This is a genomic window from Chryseobacterium sp. II3a, from assembly GCF_057815135.1.
This window is the reverse complement of the sequence record NZ_JBYPZJ010000012.1, coordinates 16392-32551: the sequence shown is the minus strand read 5'-3', so window position 1 is coordinate 32551 and position 16160 is coordinate 16392. Positions and strand designations below refer to the sequence as shown.

At 33.5% G+C, this 16160-nt stretch carries 12 protein-coding genes; 8 read left to right on the top strand and 4 right to left on the bottom strand.

The window, feature by feature from the left end:
* The first annotated feature begins 74 nt into the window (after positions 1-74).
* The 5 genes from AC3HD6_RS21145 (at position 75) to AC3HD6_RS21125 (ending at position 7713) form a co-directional block, all read left to right on the top strand.
* Positions 75-197, top strand: a complete 123-nt coding sequence (locus tag AC3HD6_RS21145) for a hypothetical protein (RefSeq protein WP_262495828.1) — start codon at positions 75-77, stop codon at positions 195-197.
* Positions 194-2359, top strand: coding sequence for a prolyl oligopeptidase family serine peptidase (locus AC3HD6_RS21140; RefSeq protein WP_488898122.1), 2166 nt, complete (start codon positions 194-196; stop codon positions 2357-2359). Before AC3HD6_RS21145 ends, AC3HD6_RS21140 begins: the two co-directional genes overlap by 4 nt.
* Before the next feature lie 116 nt (positions 2360-2475).
* Positions 2476-4659: a prolyl oligopeptidase family serine peptidase gene (locus AC3HD6_RS21135; RefSeq protein ID WP_488898121.1), complete on the top strand. Its 2184-nt coding sequence runs from the start codon at positions 2476-2478 to the stop codon at positions 4657-4659.
* Positions 4660-6867: a lantibiotic dehydratase family protein gene (locus tag AC3HD6_RS21130; protein WP_488898120.1), complete on the top strand. Its 2208-nt coding sequence runs from the start codon at positions 4660-4662 to the stop codon at positions 6865-6867.
* A 6-nt stretch (positions 6868-6873) separates the two neighbouring features.
* Positions 6874-7713: a thiopeptide-type bacteriocin biosynthesis protein gene (locus tag AC3HD6_RS21125; protein ID WP_488898119.1), complete on the top strand. Its 840-nt coding sequence runs from the start codon at positions 6874-6876 to the stop codon at positions 7711-7713.
* Between the two features lie 506 nt (positions 7714-8219).
* On the opposite strand, the gene AC3HD6_RS21120 is transcribed toward AC3HD6_RS21125, so the two are convergent.
* The 4 genes from AC3HD6_RS21120 to AC3HD6_RS21105 form a co-directional block, all read right to left on the bottom strand.
* The gene (locus tag AC3HD6_RS21120) at positions 8220-9176 is read right to left on the bottom strand and encodes a DUF3810 domain-containing protein (protein ID WP_488898118.1); all 957 of its coding nucleotides are present in this window, start codon (positions 9174-9176) and stop codon (positions 8220-8222) included.
* A 94-nt stretch (positions 9177-9270) separates the two neighbouring features.
* A complete protein-coding gene (locus AC3HD6_RS21115) occupies positions 9271-11040 on the bottom strand; it encodes an MFS transporter (RefSeq protein WP_068938958.1) in 1770 nt (589 codons plus the stop codon).
* 40 nt (positions 11041-11080) lie between these two features.
* Positions 11081-11809, bottom strand: coding sequence for a lysophospholipid acyltransferase family protein (locus AC3HD6_RS21110; protein WP_488898117.1), 729 nt, complete (start codon positions 11807-11809; stop codon positions 11081-11083).
* Positions 11810-11812: 3 nt separating this feature from the next.
* Complete coding sequence (locus tag AC3HD6_RS21105; RefSeq protein ID WP_068938960.1) at positions 11813-12271, bottom strand: GtrA family protein; 459 nt, start codon at positions 12269-12271, stop codon at positions 11813-11815.
* A 364-nt stretch (positions 12272-12635) separates the two neighbouring features.
* Between AC3HD6_RS21105 and AC3HD6_RS21100 the strand changes: the two genes are divergently transcribed.
* From AC3HD6_RS21100 to AC3HD6_RS21090, 3 genes are all read left to right on the top strand, one after another.
* Entirely contained in the window at positions 12636-12899 is a 264-nt protein-coding gene (locus AC3HD6_RS21100) for a hypothetical protein (protein WP_488898116.1), read from the top strand.
* Between the two features lie 84 nt (positions 12900-12983).
* Positions 12984-13835 carry a BadF/BadG/BcrA/BcrD ATPase family protein gene (locus AC3HD6_RS21095; protein WP_068938962.1) on the top strand — a complete coding sequence of 284 codons (852 nt, stop codon included), beginning with the start codon at positions 12984-12986 and terminating at the stop codon, positions 13833-13835.
* Between the two features lie 15 nt (positions 13836-13850).
* Positions 13851-16136, top strand: a complete 2286-nt coding sequence (locus AC3HD6_RS21090) for an NADP-dependent malic enzyme (RefSeq protein WP_488898115.1) — start codon at positions 13851-13853, stop codon at positions 16134-16136.
* The last annotated feature ends 24 nt before the right edge of the window (positions 16137-16160 follow it).

Sequence of the window (16160 nt, the reverse complement as noted above, 5' to 3'; positions counted from 1 at the left end):
AAAATCTTATGTATAATTTTATGAAGAAAATAATCAAACAAGAAAAAAAATTATCGTTGAAAAAAATACAAATAATGAAAATTAACGATATGAAAACAATTAATGGTGGTAACGGAGGTAACCAGATGGTGAATTTTAACACTGGAGAAGAACCACCAACACAGATCCCTCCAAATACAATCATTGTGAGACCATGAAGCAATTAATATTTATCATTATTTGTGTTTTTAATATTTCCTTGAACGCTCAAAAAAATAATCCAGCTCCATCAGTTCCTATGACGGATGAATATTTTGGAATCCGGATAGTAGATGAATATAGGAATTTAGAGGATTTAGAAGATCAACAAACAATGAATTGGATGAAATCTCAAACAGAGTATACCAATTCTATTCTTAATAAAATCCCTAAAAGACATTATTATTTGGAAAAAAGATTAGAGCTTGATAAGAAGCAAGGGTACTCTGTATCTGATTTAAAAATTACTAATAATGATAAATATTTTTACTTAAAGAAAACGGGAGATGAGAAAGTTGCTAAACTTTATTATCGGAAGGGCTTTTTAGGAAAAGAAGAACTTCTTTATAATCCTGCCAATTTCAAAAGTTCTGACACAAACCATGAATTTGTCATTAATTATATTAGCCCAAGCTTAACTGGAGACAAAGTAGCCATTGCGATGGCTGAAAAAGGAAAAGAATTAGCTGAAGTTATTATAATGGATGTAAAGGATAAATATATCCATCCTGAAATTATTACCAGTACGACTCCTGCAGGTATAGGAGGAATAAAGTGGCTGGATGATGATTCTGGTTTTTTTTATACATACTTTCCTGTTAATGATTCCAAATCCCCTGATTTTTATAGAAATACGAAAGCTATTTTATATAAAATTGGAACCAATCCTAAAGAATTGAGAGAAGTTTTTTCAGCTAATAATAATCCTGAATTAAAAATGGATGAAAAAAAATCTCCTATTATCTTAGATTCTAATGATAAGTATTATGTTGGAATGTTGGTTGATAATAATTATTACAGGCAAACATTTATAATTTCCAAAAAAGATTTACTACAAGGTAAAAAAACATGGAAACCTCTTTATAATAAAGAAGATAAAGTGAGATCGTTACAACTTATTGATAATGAGTTGTTTTTTTTGTCTCAATATAATTCTCAAAATTATACCCTCTGTAAAACGAATCTTGAAAAACCAAATTTTAGAACTCCTGAAATTTTAATTCCTGAAAAGAAAGATGAAGTTATAGGGCAGTATCGGCTTACTAAAGATGGTATTTATTACACAACAACCAAAAATGGAGTAGAGGCTAAGCTATATCTATATAAAGATGGTAAAGATACTTCAATTAAGTTGCCCTATCCATCAGGAAATATAAATTTACAAGCAAAGGGAAAAGATGATTCAGATATCTGGATAAATTGCTCCGGATGGGCAAACCAGGAACAGCGTTTTAGATATGATCTAAAAACAAATTCTTTTGTTGCTGAAAATATAGCTCCTATTATGGAATATGTTGAATTTAAGGATATTGAAGTAAAAGAAGTAATTGTAAAGGCAAGAGATGGGGAAGAAATACCATTGTCCCTCATATATAATAAAAATATACAACGTAATGGTAATAATCCAGTATTAATTGATTCCTATGGTTCTTTTGGAGCTTCCTACAGTCCATATTTTTCCCGCATTTATCTATTATGGGTAAATCAAGGAGGTGTTATGGCTATTGCCCATGTAAGAGGTGGTGGAGAAAAAGGAGAGAAATGGCGTTTAGGTGGTTATAAAGAAACAAAACCTAACACATGGAGGGATTTAATAGACTGTACAGAATATTTAATAAAAGAAAAATATACCTCAAAAAATAAGATCGGTATTTGGGGAGCAAGTGCAGGTGGAATTACAGTTGGAAGGGCTATAACAGAAAGACCTGATTTATTTAAAGCAGCTATTCTAGAGTTGCCAATAACCAATACATTAAGGGATGTGCTTAGTATTGCAAGTAATGTGGATGAATATGGAACCTTAAAAGATCCTAAAGAATTTAAAGGTCTGTTAGAAATGGATGCTTACCATCATATTAATAAAGGAGTACAATATCCTGCAACATTTATAACTGGAGGAATAAATGATCCAAGAGTACTTGCCTGGGAACCTGTGAAATTTGCAGCTAAATTAATGGCAAATAATACATCAAAAAATCCTGTTTTACTTAAGATAGATTATGAAGGTGGGCATGCAGTTAATACAACTGCTCTTCATGCACACTCAAACCTTTCAGATATTTTTGCTTTCGCCTTTTGGCAACTAGGACATCCTGATTATCAGCAAAAGCCAATGAAGTGAAATAATGAGGTTATTAAAAAATGAAAGGATAAAATAAAATTAGTTATTAGTGAAGATCATCAAATCAGTATAATACTTGTTTAAATGATTATCAATTTCTATGAGATGGTAAAAGAATGAAAAAATTAATTATTATTGTTGTTGTTAGTGCTTTCTATATTTCTACTATAAATGCTCAAAAGACTAACCTGGCATCTTCTTTCTCCACTATCGACAATTACTTTGGGACGAAGATAATTGATGAGTATAGAAACTTAGAAGATTTAGATGATTCCAAGACTCTTAATTGGATGAAATCCCAGACTGCATATACAAATTCTGTTCTTGATCAGATCCCTAAAAAGAATTATTATTTAGAGAAAATACTAGAAATTGTTAAAAGGCAAGGATACTCTGTATCTAATTTAAAAATATCAGGTAATAATAAATATTTTTATTTAAAGAAAAAAGGAGATGAGAAAGTAGATAAACTGTATTATCGGGATGGGTTTTCTGGGAAGGAAAAACTACTTTATGATCCTGCTTTATACAAAAGCTCAGAACTTAATCATTCCTTTGTTATCAATTATATAAGTCCAAGTTGGGATGGTAGTAAAATTGCTATTTCTATGTCTGAAAAAGGTAATGAAATAGGGGATGTAATTATCATGGATGTTAAAACAAAATATATTCATCCCGAAACTATTACTAATTCGGCTCCCGCTACTTTTGATGGGATAAGATGGACAGATGATAATAAAGGTTTTTTCTATGTGGCTTTCTCTGTAACTGATCCTAAATCTAAGAATTTTTACAGAAATATGAGTACCGTTCTATACCAAATAGGTACAGATCCAGGTAAAACTCGTGATGTTTTTTCTGCCAAAAATAACCCTGAACTGAATATAACTGCAGATCAATTTCCTATGATTTTGGACTTTGATTTGGATCAGGAATATTACCTTGGAATGATAGTAGATTATCAAACCTATAGAAAAACTTATATTATTAGGAAAAAAGATTTGCTGCAAGGTAAGAATAACTGGACAGCTCTATCTGACCCAAGTGATAAGGCAAAAAACTTAGATATACGAAAAGACCATGTTTTTTTTCAATCCAGTTATAACTCTCCTTTTGTTAAGCTTTGCAAAACCAATATTAAAAATCCTGATTTCAAAAATGCGGAGATTTTAGTACCTGAAAAGAAAGATGAAATCCTTAAAAGTTATCGGGTTACTAAAGACGGTATTTATTATACAACTACGAAAAACGGGGTAGAATCTAAATTGTATTTACATAAAGATGGGAAAGATACTTCGATCCAGCTTCCTTATCCATCTGGAAATATTGTACTAGAGAACAAAGATGAAAAATCTTCTGATTTATGGGTAACGTGTTCAGGCTGGGCAAATGAGGAACAACGTTTCAGTTATAACCTAAAAACAAATACTTTCAAACCGGAAAATCTAATTCCTGTTGCTGAATATCCTGAATTTAAAAATATTGTAGTTAAAGAAATTACTATAAAAGCAAGGGATGGTGAAGAAGTTCCAGTTTCCTTAATTTATAACAAAGACATCATAAAAAATGGAGAAAATCCATTATTAATTGACTCTTATGGATCCTATGGAATATCAAGTACTCCTTTTTTTGCTAAAACATACTTGTTATGGGTAAATCAAGGCGGAATGGTTGCTATTGCCCATGTAAGAGGCGGAGGTGAAAAAGGAGATCAGTGGAGATTAGCGGGTTTTAAAGCAACAAAACCTAATACATGGAGAGATCTAATAGACTGTACAGAATATTTAATCAATGAAAAATATACCTCAAAAGATAAAGTTGCAATCTGGGGAGGAAGTGCTGGAGGTATTACTGTAGGCCGTGCAATGACTGAAAGACCCGACCTTTTTAAAGCAGTGATTGCAGAAGTGGGAGCAATGAATATGCTTAGAGATGAAGCAGCAGTTAATAGCCAGCCAAAAGAGTTTGGTTCTGTAAAGGATCCAGTAGAATTTAAAGGACTATTAGAAATGGATGCTTATCAGCATATTAAAAAAGGAACAAAATACCCTGCTACTTTTATAACAGCGGGAATGAACGATCAGAGAGTCACTCCATGGATGCCTACGAAATTTGCAGCTAAATTACTAGCAGATAATGCCTCTGATAATCCGATTTTATTGAAAATAGACTTTGAAGGCGGGCATTCAGGTAATGTACCAATAGCTCAGAGATATGCTAATATAGGTGATATTTTTGCTTTCGCCTTTTGGCAATTAGGACATCCTGACTACCAACCTAAAGAAGAAAAAAGAAAATAAATGTCTCGTTTTCCCTATCAGTTTTTCGAAGAATATATTGTACGTACTCCTTTATTTTCATGTAAAAGGTTTTTTGAAACGGTAAATAAAGATGAAATTTCAGATGAGGAATTAAAAATTAGATTAGCTGATGATTCTGTTTTTCTGGAAGCTCTTTACCTTGCCTCACCTGATTTGCATGAAGAAATTCTCAAATGGCTTCATACGGAAAAGCAATTTTCTCAAAAGGAACACCAAAAATTAAAACATACTTTATTAAAATATTATAGCCGAATGAGTACTCGTTGTACCCCATTTGGTTTATTTTCTGGAGTGGGTTTAGGAAAATTTAATATAGACTCTAAACCAGTAGATTCATTGGAAGATCCATTGTTTACAGATTATCTAATCCGTGATACGAAATTGGATATGTATTTTCTTGTGTCATTGGCTCAGCATTTTATAAAAAAACCAGGAATAAGAACTAAGCTTTTGTTTCAGCCTAATAATACTATTTATAAAGTAGGAAAAAAAATACGTTATATAGAATATCAATATTCAGGAGGGAAAAGAGATTATGTAATTTCATCAGCTCTACTTTCTGAAGAATTACAAGCAGTATTAAAATTTTCAAAATATGGAAAAACCATACAGGAGCTTACAGAGATTCTTATAACAGAAGATATCACCCAGGAGGAAGCATCAGGATTTATAGAAGAATTGATTGATAATCAAGTTCTTACCAGTGAGATTGAACCTAATGTTTCTGGAAGAGACTTTTTAGATATTCTCATTTCTGTTTTACAAAGGTTTCAGGTAGATGAGACCAACATTTTGATTTCTATCCAAAATAAGCTTCATGAATTAGATCAAAATATTGGTAATCCAATTTCAAACTATGCTGAGATTGAAAAGCTTATTGCATCTTTTGGGATTGAATATGAACAGAGATATTTATTTCAAACCGACTTATATTCTAAAGATAAATTAATCTTATCATCCTTTTGGAAAAAAGAACTTAAAACAGCCTTTAGCTTTTTAAATAAAATATCTTTAACCCAAAAAGATATCCGTTTAGAGAAATTCAAAAAAGCCTTTGCCGACCGATTTCAAGGACAAGAAATTTCATTACAGTATATTCTTGATTCTGAGATTGGTCTTGGTTATAAACAAGATACCTCTTTAAAAGGCATTCATCCTTATTTGGACGACTTGGAGTTTTCAAAATCTGAAATAAATAAAAATCTAAATATTGAACTTAATCCGGTTCAAAAGATCCTTAATGAGAAACTACAGGATGCCTTATTAGAGAGTCAATATAAGATAGAGTTATTGGATGATGATTTTGAAGGCGTAAACGAAAAATGGGACGACCTGCCCGATACAATTTCTTTTTTGACAGAAATTATTTCAGAAGGAAATACAGAAAAACTATTCTTAAATGGGAGTACTGCAAGTAGTGCAGCCAATTTATTAGGGCGATTTTGTTCTGAAAAATCTGGGATACATAAACTCACCAGAACTATTGCACAGAAAGAAGAGGCTCTGAATCCTGACTGTATTTTAGCAGAAGTAATTCATTTACCCGAAGCAAGGATAGGAAATGTGATTAGAAGGCCTACTATAAGACAATACGAAATCCCTTACATGGCAAAATCTGTTTTGCCGGATGAAAATCAAATAGCTGTAGATGACCTTTATATTTCATTGAAAAATAATAGAATTGTTTTACGGTCTAAAAGACTCAATCAAGAAATAAGACCTTATTTGACAAATGCTCACAACTACTTTTATAATACTTTACCGATGTATCATTTTCTTTCTGATCTTTATTCTCATGAAATAAGAAATAGTTTACGTTTTGACTGGGGGGGATTGAAGGATATTTACAGGTTTCTCCCAAGAGTAGAATATAAAAATATAATCCTTTCAAAAGCTTGCTGGAAGATCTTTGATAAAGATGTTATTTTTTTGGAGCAGGTAATGATAGATAAAAATGAGTTTTTATCAGAATTGAAAAATTGGAGAATTAAAAGAAAAATTCCTGCATGGATACAATGGATACAAGCAGATAATACTTTACCGCTGAACCTTGAAAATTATGATATGGCTATAATGTTTATTCAGACCGTTAAAAAGAAAAAAGCAATCATGGTAGAAGAATTTTTGTTTAATGAGAATGAAGATTTTAGACATGAATTTGTTTTTCCTATGTATCAATTAAAATAAATTTTGATGAAAAGAAAGTTAGTTCCGGGCAGCGAGTGGTTGTATATCAAGATTTACACAGGAGTAAAAACAGCTGATATTATTTTAGAGGAAGCTATAATACCTTTACTACAGGAACTTCAAGAGGAAAGCTTAATAAAAAAATGGTTTTTTATCCGTTATAACGATCCAAGGATTCATCTTCGGCTCCGTTTTGAGCTTTCGGATCCTAATCTTTTTAGTAAGGTTCTTTCATTAGTAAATGTTTACCTGGAGGAATACAGGGATTCCGGTGAAATATCAGAATTTATAATAGATGTTTATCAGCGGGAAATTGAAAGGTATGGAGAAGCTACGATGGAAAAAGCTGAGATTTTATTTTGGAAAAGCAGCGAAAGTCTACTCTATGAGTATCTTCATTTTGATGATGAAGAAAAAATTATGGTGTGTATTTATTATATTGATAAGATATTAGAATGTATTGGATTGTCTATTCGGGAAAAATTAAGTTGGATCAAAGAATTTGATATTGCTTTTAAACAAGAATTCAACGCAGACAAAAAGCTAAACAGTGCTCTTGATAAAAAATACAGGATGTTCATTCCCAATTATTCTGAATTTGTAGATTCTGCTGAGTACGATTTTTTTCGACAGTACATTACTACAAATATCCATGACACTCAAGAAACATTGAAAGATATTGAAAAATATTATTCAGCTCCTTTACAAGGTTTTTTCCAAAGTATATTTCATATGCATATCAATAGAATGTTTGTTTCGAATCAACGAGTGTTTGAAATGATTATCTATGATTATTTGTTCAGGTACTATAAAACTCTTGTTTTTAAAAGCAGCAGAACGGTATAATATAGGTAATATTTATTGCATATAATATGGAGGGGAATGCGATATCTGAATCATTATTTCTAACTAAATAGTATAATAATTCCTATAAAAAATGCTTTGAAAATTGATCAAATTGTAAAGATTAAATTGTAGAGATATTTTTAAAAATGACGAGAATAACTCTAATTTTTAACTCATTGAAAATACTGGATAAATGGAATATTTAAAATTCAAACAACTGTTTTAATTTGTATGATTTTCTTAAATTAACTATAATTTGTTTATTATTTTAATAGTATATGCGAGGCTTGACTGTGATTGGTATTAATTAGTGTCGAACTCAAAAAAACTTAAAAAATCATAAAGTTTTCATAAAGTTTGAAAAAAGGAAAGAAATGTTTTTGTATTTATAAAATATGTCGTACTTTTACATCGCCTTGAATGAGGGAACAAGTCAAGGTAATAAATTTTTTTTCATCATTTGTGTTTTTAGAATCGTATCGCCTGATACGATTCTTTTTTTATGTCTATTTTTCATAGTTGAGAAGGAGGTCTATAAAGTAAGAGTAGGTCACTGAACCTTCTTGTTGGTTGCTCTTCAGGAACAAGTTGTTAGTGAATCCAAAGAAGTCATCAAGCCAGCCTTGATGCTTGAATATGAAACTTTTTTCATAAGAACGGTCTCTTTTCATTCCCGGAGAGTAGTTTTGGATCACTGATTTTACAAACTCAGGATCTTCTTCAACAATAAACCTTAAAAGGCTTTTTAAAGTAAAATATTCACTGCTGTATTTTAAGTCCGGATTGTTGGAATGAACTCCCATCAGATACCCTATAAAATTAGCTTCCTGTTCCCTGGCAAAGCCAAGCTGGTGAGAGCTTTCATGAGCAGTTGTAAAGGGGATGAAAGTATGTGGTAATTCAGCGTTATACTGTGCTTCTGCTGTAAATGGATTGTAATATCCCAATATTCCGGTAAAGTCCATTACTTTTCTAAATAAGCTGGGTTTAATAGCAAGAATCTGAGTCGCCTTTTTATCCGAAATATAGTGTGGCAGCTGAGTCTGTTGGAACATGATTTCCTTTTGTACAGCCTTTAGGTTAACAACCACGAAAATGCCATTGTGGTCCTCGTGTACCTGTGCACGGGTGATCTTGCATTTTTCCAGATACTGTATTGCTAATCTTTTAGCTTTATTGATTTCAGGTGTATCCTGACTAGAAAGCTTTTTAATGATCGGAGTTTGGAAATACAGCATTCCCCAGAAAATCTGATAGATAAAGTAAAAGATATTTCCAATAATAAGAATTCTTAATAGGGAAGTACTTCTGCTATTCTTCTTCAATAAGCTAATAAGGCTATATAAAAGAAGAATTCCCAATAGGATATAGATGATATCTCCCACTGAGAAAGAAAGCCAGCTAAAGGCCGTTTGATGAAGTTTTTTCTGGAATTCAAAGAACTTATCAAAAAAAGCAATCATCAATGAAGATTTCGAGAAACCATAAAACAAAAGAAATTGGGCAAGTAATACACCTGCCCAAAACCTTTTCTTCTTATATATATGTAGTCTATTTTTAGTGTGCACCTTCAGATTCTAAAACATCAACGTTAATACCTTGTCTAAATAAAGATTTTTTAGCCAGATAAGCAAATAAAGTAATGTACACGAAGCACAGAACAGGAATTACATATGAACTGTGGATTCCGATAATATCAGAAAGCTTACCCTGAAGTGGTGGAATAATACCTCCTCCGAGGATCATCATCACAAGGAATGCGGATCCTTGAGCAGTATATTTTCCTAAACCGGTAATGGCCAGAGTGAAAATAGATGGCCACATGATACTGCAGGCAAGACCTCCGGAAAGGAATGCATAGATCGCAACATTTCCTGTTGTCAATAATCCTGTAATCATAGCAGCAGTTCCAAATAATCCGAAAATAATCAATGTTACCGCAGGTTTATTTTTACTGATCAGGAATAGAATAACCTGGATAGCTACGCAGATTGCATAAAAGTAAAGGTGAGACATATCTTTTTGAGCAATCGTATTGATTCCGATAATCACAGAAAAAGCTATAAATGGAACAACTATAGTAGCGATGGTCTGTTGTTGCTTATTCAGGTTAAAAACAGCAATAGCACCTGTCCATCTTCCAATCATTAAGCTTCCCCAATACATGGAAATATAAGGCGCCAGGTCCGAAGACTGATGTCCTCCGAATTCAGGCATACTTAAAAGTTCTCCCAGATTACTTCCTATGGCAACTTCCACTCCTACATAAGCGAGAATAGCAATCATTCCCAATACAAGCTGTGGGTATTTCATAGCACCCCAGCCTTCAGCATTTTTCTTCGCGCTGGAGTTGGCAAATACAAGAGAAATGATAACAACAAGCAGTGCACCTCCCAGGTACATCATTCTTTTCTTTTCTAATGGATGCTTAATGGTTTCCAGTTCTGCCTTTTTATCTGTAATATGCTGTTTAATCTCTGTAATTTTCACAGCATCAGTTTCTTTTTCAAGAGTTTTATCTAATACGGTAATTTCATTGCCTAAAGTTTCAATACTTTTAGCTTCGTCAGAATTGTAGCTGCTGAATACCGGAATAAAGAAAAGAATAACAAGAACTGTCATTGCGATCAATGTTTTTCTTGCTTTACCTGCTTTTTCCATAGGTTCAGTAGAAATCCCGTCAGGAAGTTTCTTTGAAAAGTAAAAGATTCCTGCAGCAATCAGAAAAAGAGCTCCCACTGCTGTATAAAGTAAGATCACCTTATCAAGTGCCAAATGTTTGATCTGATCATCATCTACTGTTGCCGTAGTACCGAAGAGTGCTAAACCAACAATAATGGGCCCAATAGAGGTTCCAAAAGAGTTGATTCCACCCGCGAGGTTCTGTCTGCTGGCTCCGGTTTTAGGGTCTCCAAGCAATACAGCAAAAGGGTTCGCAGCAGTCTGCTGAATTGAGAAACCTAATGCTACCACAAAAAGCCCGATAAGCATACCATAATATACATTGCTTTTAACCGCAATAATCATGATGGCAGCACCAAGGGCAGAGAGGAGTAATCCGTAGACAATACTCTTTTTATACCCCCATTTTCCGATAATGTCAATTCCTTTTATAGTACTGAATATGAAAAGCAATAATGCTCCCAGGAAATAAGCAGTATAAAAAGCAAAATCTATTAACTGGGACTGAAATTGGTCGAGAGAAAAATAGTTTTTACAAAAAGGGATGAAAATACTATTGCCGGCAGCAATAAACCCCCAGAAAAAAAATACAAGTACAAGTGTGTACAGTGCCGGGTAATTAGTCGGCTGGTTGGTTTTTGACATATTTTATTGAAAATTTCGCAAACAAATATAACTAATTCTTTTAAATAGAGTGCTCTATCAAGGTTTTTTTAATTACTTGATAAGCCTCTGCTTTTAAGTCTTTTGGAGAATCAGTAGGTTCTATAATTCCATTGAAATAAACTTTTACTCTTCCGGGGTAGCCTTTAGAGTTATCAAAAGGAAACATTTTCTTAAGCCCGATAAAGGTATAAACAGCGATAGGAGAATTATGTTTTGAGGATAGCATAAACGCTCCATCTTTAAAGTCATCCAGAATAATGGAAGTGTCATCCGGTACACCACCTTCCGGGAAAATAGCAATACTGTTTCCTTCCTCCATTTTTTCAGCACATCTGCGATAAACATCTGCACGGCTTTTGGCACTTGCTCTGTCTACCATTACACAAATCCTTTGATAAATGGTCCCAAAAATAGGAATCTTAACAAGCTCCTTCTTCCCAACAAAACAAATGGGATGATGTGGAAAAAGAATACAGGTCAGCATGATATCCATAATCGAAGTGTGATTCGAGATGAAAACATATTCTTTGTTTCTGTCTTTGTCTTGCTCAGAGAGTTTAATGAGATCATATCGGAAGCCCATACCGTAAAACATGCCGAAACACCATAAACGGACAAATTTATAGGCATATTTATAATGCTTCTTACTAAAAGATAAAATATAAACGGGGATCCCAAGAATGATTGTTAGAACAAACGCCAATAACAAAAGCCAGAACCTCCAGAGATAATTTAAAATTTTTGCCACAGTTTAACCGTTAAAAATTACTTTCTTTTTTACCGAATAATTAAGAATGGAAACCAATAGGATTGCTGCAATCTTACTGATCATTTCCGGACTCAAGGTATAAAAAATTAAATTGATATTATCCTTAAATATAAAACTGTAGAATATCTGAAAGAAGCCAAGACTGAATAAAGTGGAGATAAAAGAAACCACCATAAAATAAGCGAACTCCTTTTTCTTGGAATGTTTTCCTCTTTCAAAAACAAACCATATGCTCAGAAAATAGTTGCTGATAATCCCGCAGCTGGTAGAGAGGATGTTGCTTAAAGGATAATGTACACCATGAAAGTTTATTTCTTTTGCAAAGAAATGAGGCAGGTAAGTACTGAATATTTTGAAGCTGCCAATCTCAACAATGGCGCTTAGTCCTCCGGCAATAATGAAGAACAAAACCTGCTTCTGGCGTATGAGTATTTCTTTCATTTAATTTATATAAAAGCTGAAAATATATCTTATATTGTATTGGATGCTAGAATGTTTTATAAGTAAAACGATCAATGATCCCTGCAGTCCTATGTATTCATAATGGTTTTCAATTATTTCAAATCAGGATACTTTACAATATGAATATGCAAATTTATAACTATATGTTAAACACTGAAAAAAGTTGTTAAAATATTTTTTTAAATAAAAATTATTTCTAATTTTAATAAGCGGAATGATGTTACTTTAACCTGATAATAAATTCATTTTCAAATCCTTGTGATAATGGTTTTTCCTATCTTGTAATGCCCAGCTGAAAGCATACTACTCTAAGTTTTTATGACCAATTGTTAATAATATTTGTATGAAAAGTCAAAACAAATACAGAAAATTCCAGCTTCAACAGAAAAATATTGAAGCACTGGAAAAAGAAAACTCCCGCTTCAAACGAGTGTATTCTGAATATGAAAATATGTCCAATGAGCTTTGGAATCTTGAAAACTCGAATGATGAACCTGTGCCTGATGATTTTATCAATGCTATGGTGTTGCAGACATCTTATCTGGAAGATGAAATTGAAGACTGGCTTCTACAATTCAATGAAAAAAAAACTAAGATTAAACATTAATGATTTTAGACAGCTTCCAGGTTGTTTTAAATGCTAATTGAAGATAAATTCATAATTTAGCATCCTTAAATTAAAATCTAAACTATGGTTGCTATTGTAGATAGTGGTTCTACTAAATCGGATTGGGTAATACTCGATGACTTTAAAAAGGTTTTTCTGAAAACCGAAACCATCGGTTTCAATCCGAATTTCATCAACAGAGAACTTATCGCTCCTGAAATACAGAAGAACAGCAACCTGATATCAGTAAAAAATTCAATCACCAAAGTCTTTTTTTATGGCTCAGGATGTGGAGTGGAAAAAAACCGCCAAACTATAGAGACTGAACTTAGAAAAGTGTTTGACAAAGCTGAAGTCATTGTAAAAGAAGACTTGATGGCCGCTGCTTATGCTGCCTATAAAGGAAAACCTGCGATTGTGTGCATCTTAGGCACAGGATCAAACTCATGTTATTTTGATGGTAAAGATGTGAAGATTGAACTGCCATCTCTGGGTTTCCTAATGGGAGACGAGGGAAGCGGAAGTGCAATCGGAAAACAATTGGTACGCAGATATTTTATGAAAAAACTACCTGCAGATCTTCACGCGGAATTTGAGACAGATTATAAACTTACTATAGAAGATGCATTGAAACATATGTATCACGCTCCAAGACCAAATGCTTATTTGGCTGATTTCAATAAATTTGTTGTTGAAAGAAAGGATCATCCTTACTTTGTAAACATGGTTTTCGAAGAAATGAAAAGCTTCTTCGAATATCAGGTCATACCTTATCAGGAGGCCAATGATGCTGAAATCAACTTTATTGGCTCCATAGCTTATTATTATGAAAATATTTTACGCTCTGTAGCCGAAGAACTTAATTTAAATGTGGGACATGTAGTACAGAAACCAATTGAAAGCTTAGTAGATTACCACATTAAATATATACTCTAACAAAAAATAAAACGTATGTCAAGTAACAACAATCGCGACGAAAAGAATTTTAGTCAGGCCGCGTTAGATTACCATAAAGCAGAACCCAAAGGGAAAATCGAAGTTATACCATCCAAGCCACACTCTTCTCAAAGAGATTTATCATTGGCCTATTCTCCCGGAGTAGCAGTTCCTTGTATGGAAATCCACGACAAGCCTGAAACAGTATATGATTATACGGGAAAAGGAAACCTTGTAGCGGTAATTTCCAATGGTACAGCTGTACTTGGATTAGGTGATATTGGTGCCGAAGCATCAAAACCGGTAATGGAAGGGAAAGGACTTTTGTTCAAAATTTTTGCTGATATCAACGTTTTTGATATTGAAATTGATGAAAAAGATCCTGATAAATTCATTGAAATCGTAAAAGGAATTGCTCCTACATTCGGAGGAATCAATCTGGAAGATATCAAAGCTCCTGAAGCCTTTTATATAGAACAAAGACTGAAAGAGGAATTGAATATTCCTTTGATGCATGATGATCAGCATGGAACAGCAATTATTTCTGCAGCTGCATTAATCAATTCATTGCAGATTGCTAATAAAGATATTGATAAAGTAAAAATGGTAGTAAATGGAGCCGGAGCAGCTGCCATTGCTTGTACTAAACTTTATATTTCATTAGGACTTAAAAAAGAGAATGTCCTGATGTGTGACAGTAAAGGAGTTATCAATCATAAAAGAGAAAATCTTACTCCTGAAAAATTAGATTTCATTGCTCAAACAGATATTGAAACATTAGAAGATGCTGTAAAAGGATCTGATGTTTTTGTAGGGTTATCCAAAGGAAATGTGATGACTCCTGAAATGTTGTTAAGCATGAATGAGAATCCTATTGTATTTGCCTTAGCAAATCCGGATCCTGAAATTGCTTATGACCTGGCACTTGCAACCCGTAAAGATGTTATCATGGCAACAGGAAGAAGTGATTTTCCTAACCAGGTAAACAATGTATTAGGTTTCCCTTATATTTTCCGTGGTGCATTAGATGTACAGGCTACAGGTATTAACGAAGAAATGAAGCTTGCAGCTGTACATGCTATCGCTGATTTGGCAAAAGAGGCTGTGCCTGAAGCAGTAATTCTGGCTTATAATGTTCAGAACCTGCAGTTCGGAAGAGAATATTTCATTCCAAAGCCATTTGACAACAGATTGATTACAAAAGTATCAAGTGCTGTTGCGAAAGCTGCTATGGAAAGTGGAGTGGCAAGAAAATCGATTACTGATTTTGAAGAATATGAGCACCAGTTATTGGACAGAATGGGGAGAGATGAAAGATTGGTAAGAATGATGCAGAGCCGTGCAAAATCCAATCCGAAGAGAATTACCCTTGGAAATGCTGAGGAATACAATGTATTGAAAGCAGCTCAGATCCTTTACGAAGAAGGAATTGCTTACCCAAGCCTTTTAGGGGATAAAAAATACATCAAGGAACAAATGGAACGTTACGGGATCAACCTGGATATTCCAATCATTGATCCAAGTGATGATGATCAGAAAGAAAACAGAAAAAAATATAGAGAAACACTTTGGAAGCTTCGTCAGAGAAAAGGGATGAACGAGTACAAAGCGAAGAGATATGTTCGCCAGAGAGACTACTTTGGTCCTTTAATGCTGAAGCATGGAGATACCGATGGTCTTATCGTAGGGTTCTCTAAAAACTATACTTCTGTATTGCGCCCTGTTCTAGAAGTTATTGAAAAAGACAAAGGAGTAGATAAAGTTGCTGCTATGATGATGATTCTGTCTGAAAAGAAACCTATTTTCTTTGCAGATACATCTATTAACCAGAACCCTACCTCTGAAGATCTTGTAAATATTGCTAAAATGGCAGAATTTACAGTGAAATCTTTTGCTATTGAGCCTAGAATTGCCATGCTTGGATTTGAAAACTTTGCTGCCATTTCTGAAACATCTAAAAAAGTAGCAAAAGCAGTAAGCATCCTTCATGAGAAATATCCTAAGATGATCGTTGATGGTGAAATTCAACCAGATTTCGCTATGAATGCAGACCATTTAAGTGATTATCCTTTCTCAAAGCTGGGAACAACTCCTGCAAATACGTTCATCTTCCCGAATCTTGAAAGTGCAAATCTTTCTTATAAAATTCTAAGAGGAATGAAAGTAGCACAAGTAATCGGGCCTATCCTGATGGGATTAAAGCAGCCAGTACACGTTCTTCAGATGCGTTCAAGCGTAGACGAGATCGTAAACCTTGCCACCATTGCTGTTCTTGACGCGCAGAGAAGAGAGAAAAAATAATTTATTTACTGTATATATTTAAAA

Coding starts and splice junctions, on each gene's coding strand:
- AC3HD6_RS21115 (WP_068938958.1), bottom strand. CDS start 11,040: ATGTCAAAAACCAACCAGCCGACTAATTACCCGGCACTGTACACACTT.
- AC3HD6_RS21130 (WP_488898120.1), top strand. CDS start 4,660: ATGTCTCGTTTTCCCTATCAGTTTTTCGAAGAATATATTGTACGTACT.
- AC3HD6_RS21100 (WP_488898116.1), top strand. CDS start 12,636: ATGAAAAGTCAAAACAAATACAGAAAATTCCAGCTTCAACAGAAAAAT.
- AC3HD6_RS21095 (WP_068938962.1), top strand. CDS start 12,984: ATGGTTGCTATTGTAGATAGTGGTTCTACTAAATCGGATTGGGTAATA.
- AC3HD6_RS21135 (WP_488898121.1), top strand. CDS start 2,476: ATGAAAAAATTAATTATTATTGTTGTTGTTAGTGCTTTCTATATTTCT.
- AC3HD6_RS21120 (WP_488898118.1), bottom strand. CDS start 9,176: ATGATTGCTTTTTTTGATAAGTTCTTTGAATTCCAGAAAAAACTTCAT.
- AC3HD6_RS21105 (WP_068938960.1), bottom strand. CDS start 12,271: ATGAAAGAAATACTCATACGCCAGAAGCAGGTTTTGTTCTTCATTATT.
- AC3HD6_RS21090 (WP_488898115.1), top strand. CDS start 13,851: ATGTCAAGTAACAACAATCGCGACGAAAAGAATTTTAGTCAGGCCGCG.
- AC3HD6_RS21125 (WP_488898119.1), top strand. CDS start 6,874: ATGAAAAGAAAGTTAGTTCCGGGCAGCGAGTGGTTGTATATCAAGATT.
- AC3HD6_RS21145 (WP_262495828.1), top strand. CDS start 75: ATGAAAATTAACGATATGAAAACAATTAATGGTGGTAACGGAGGTAAC.
- AC3HD6_RS21140 (WP_488898122.1), top strand. CDS start 194: ATGAAGCAATTAATATTTATCATTATTTGTGTTTTTAATATTTCCTTG.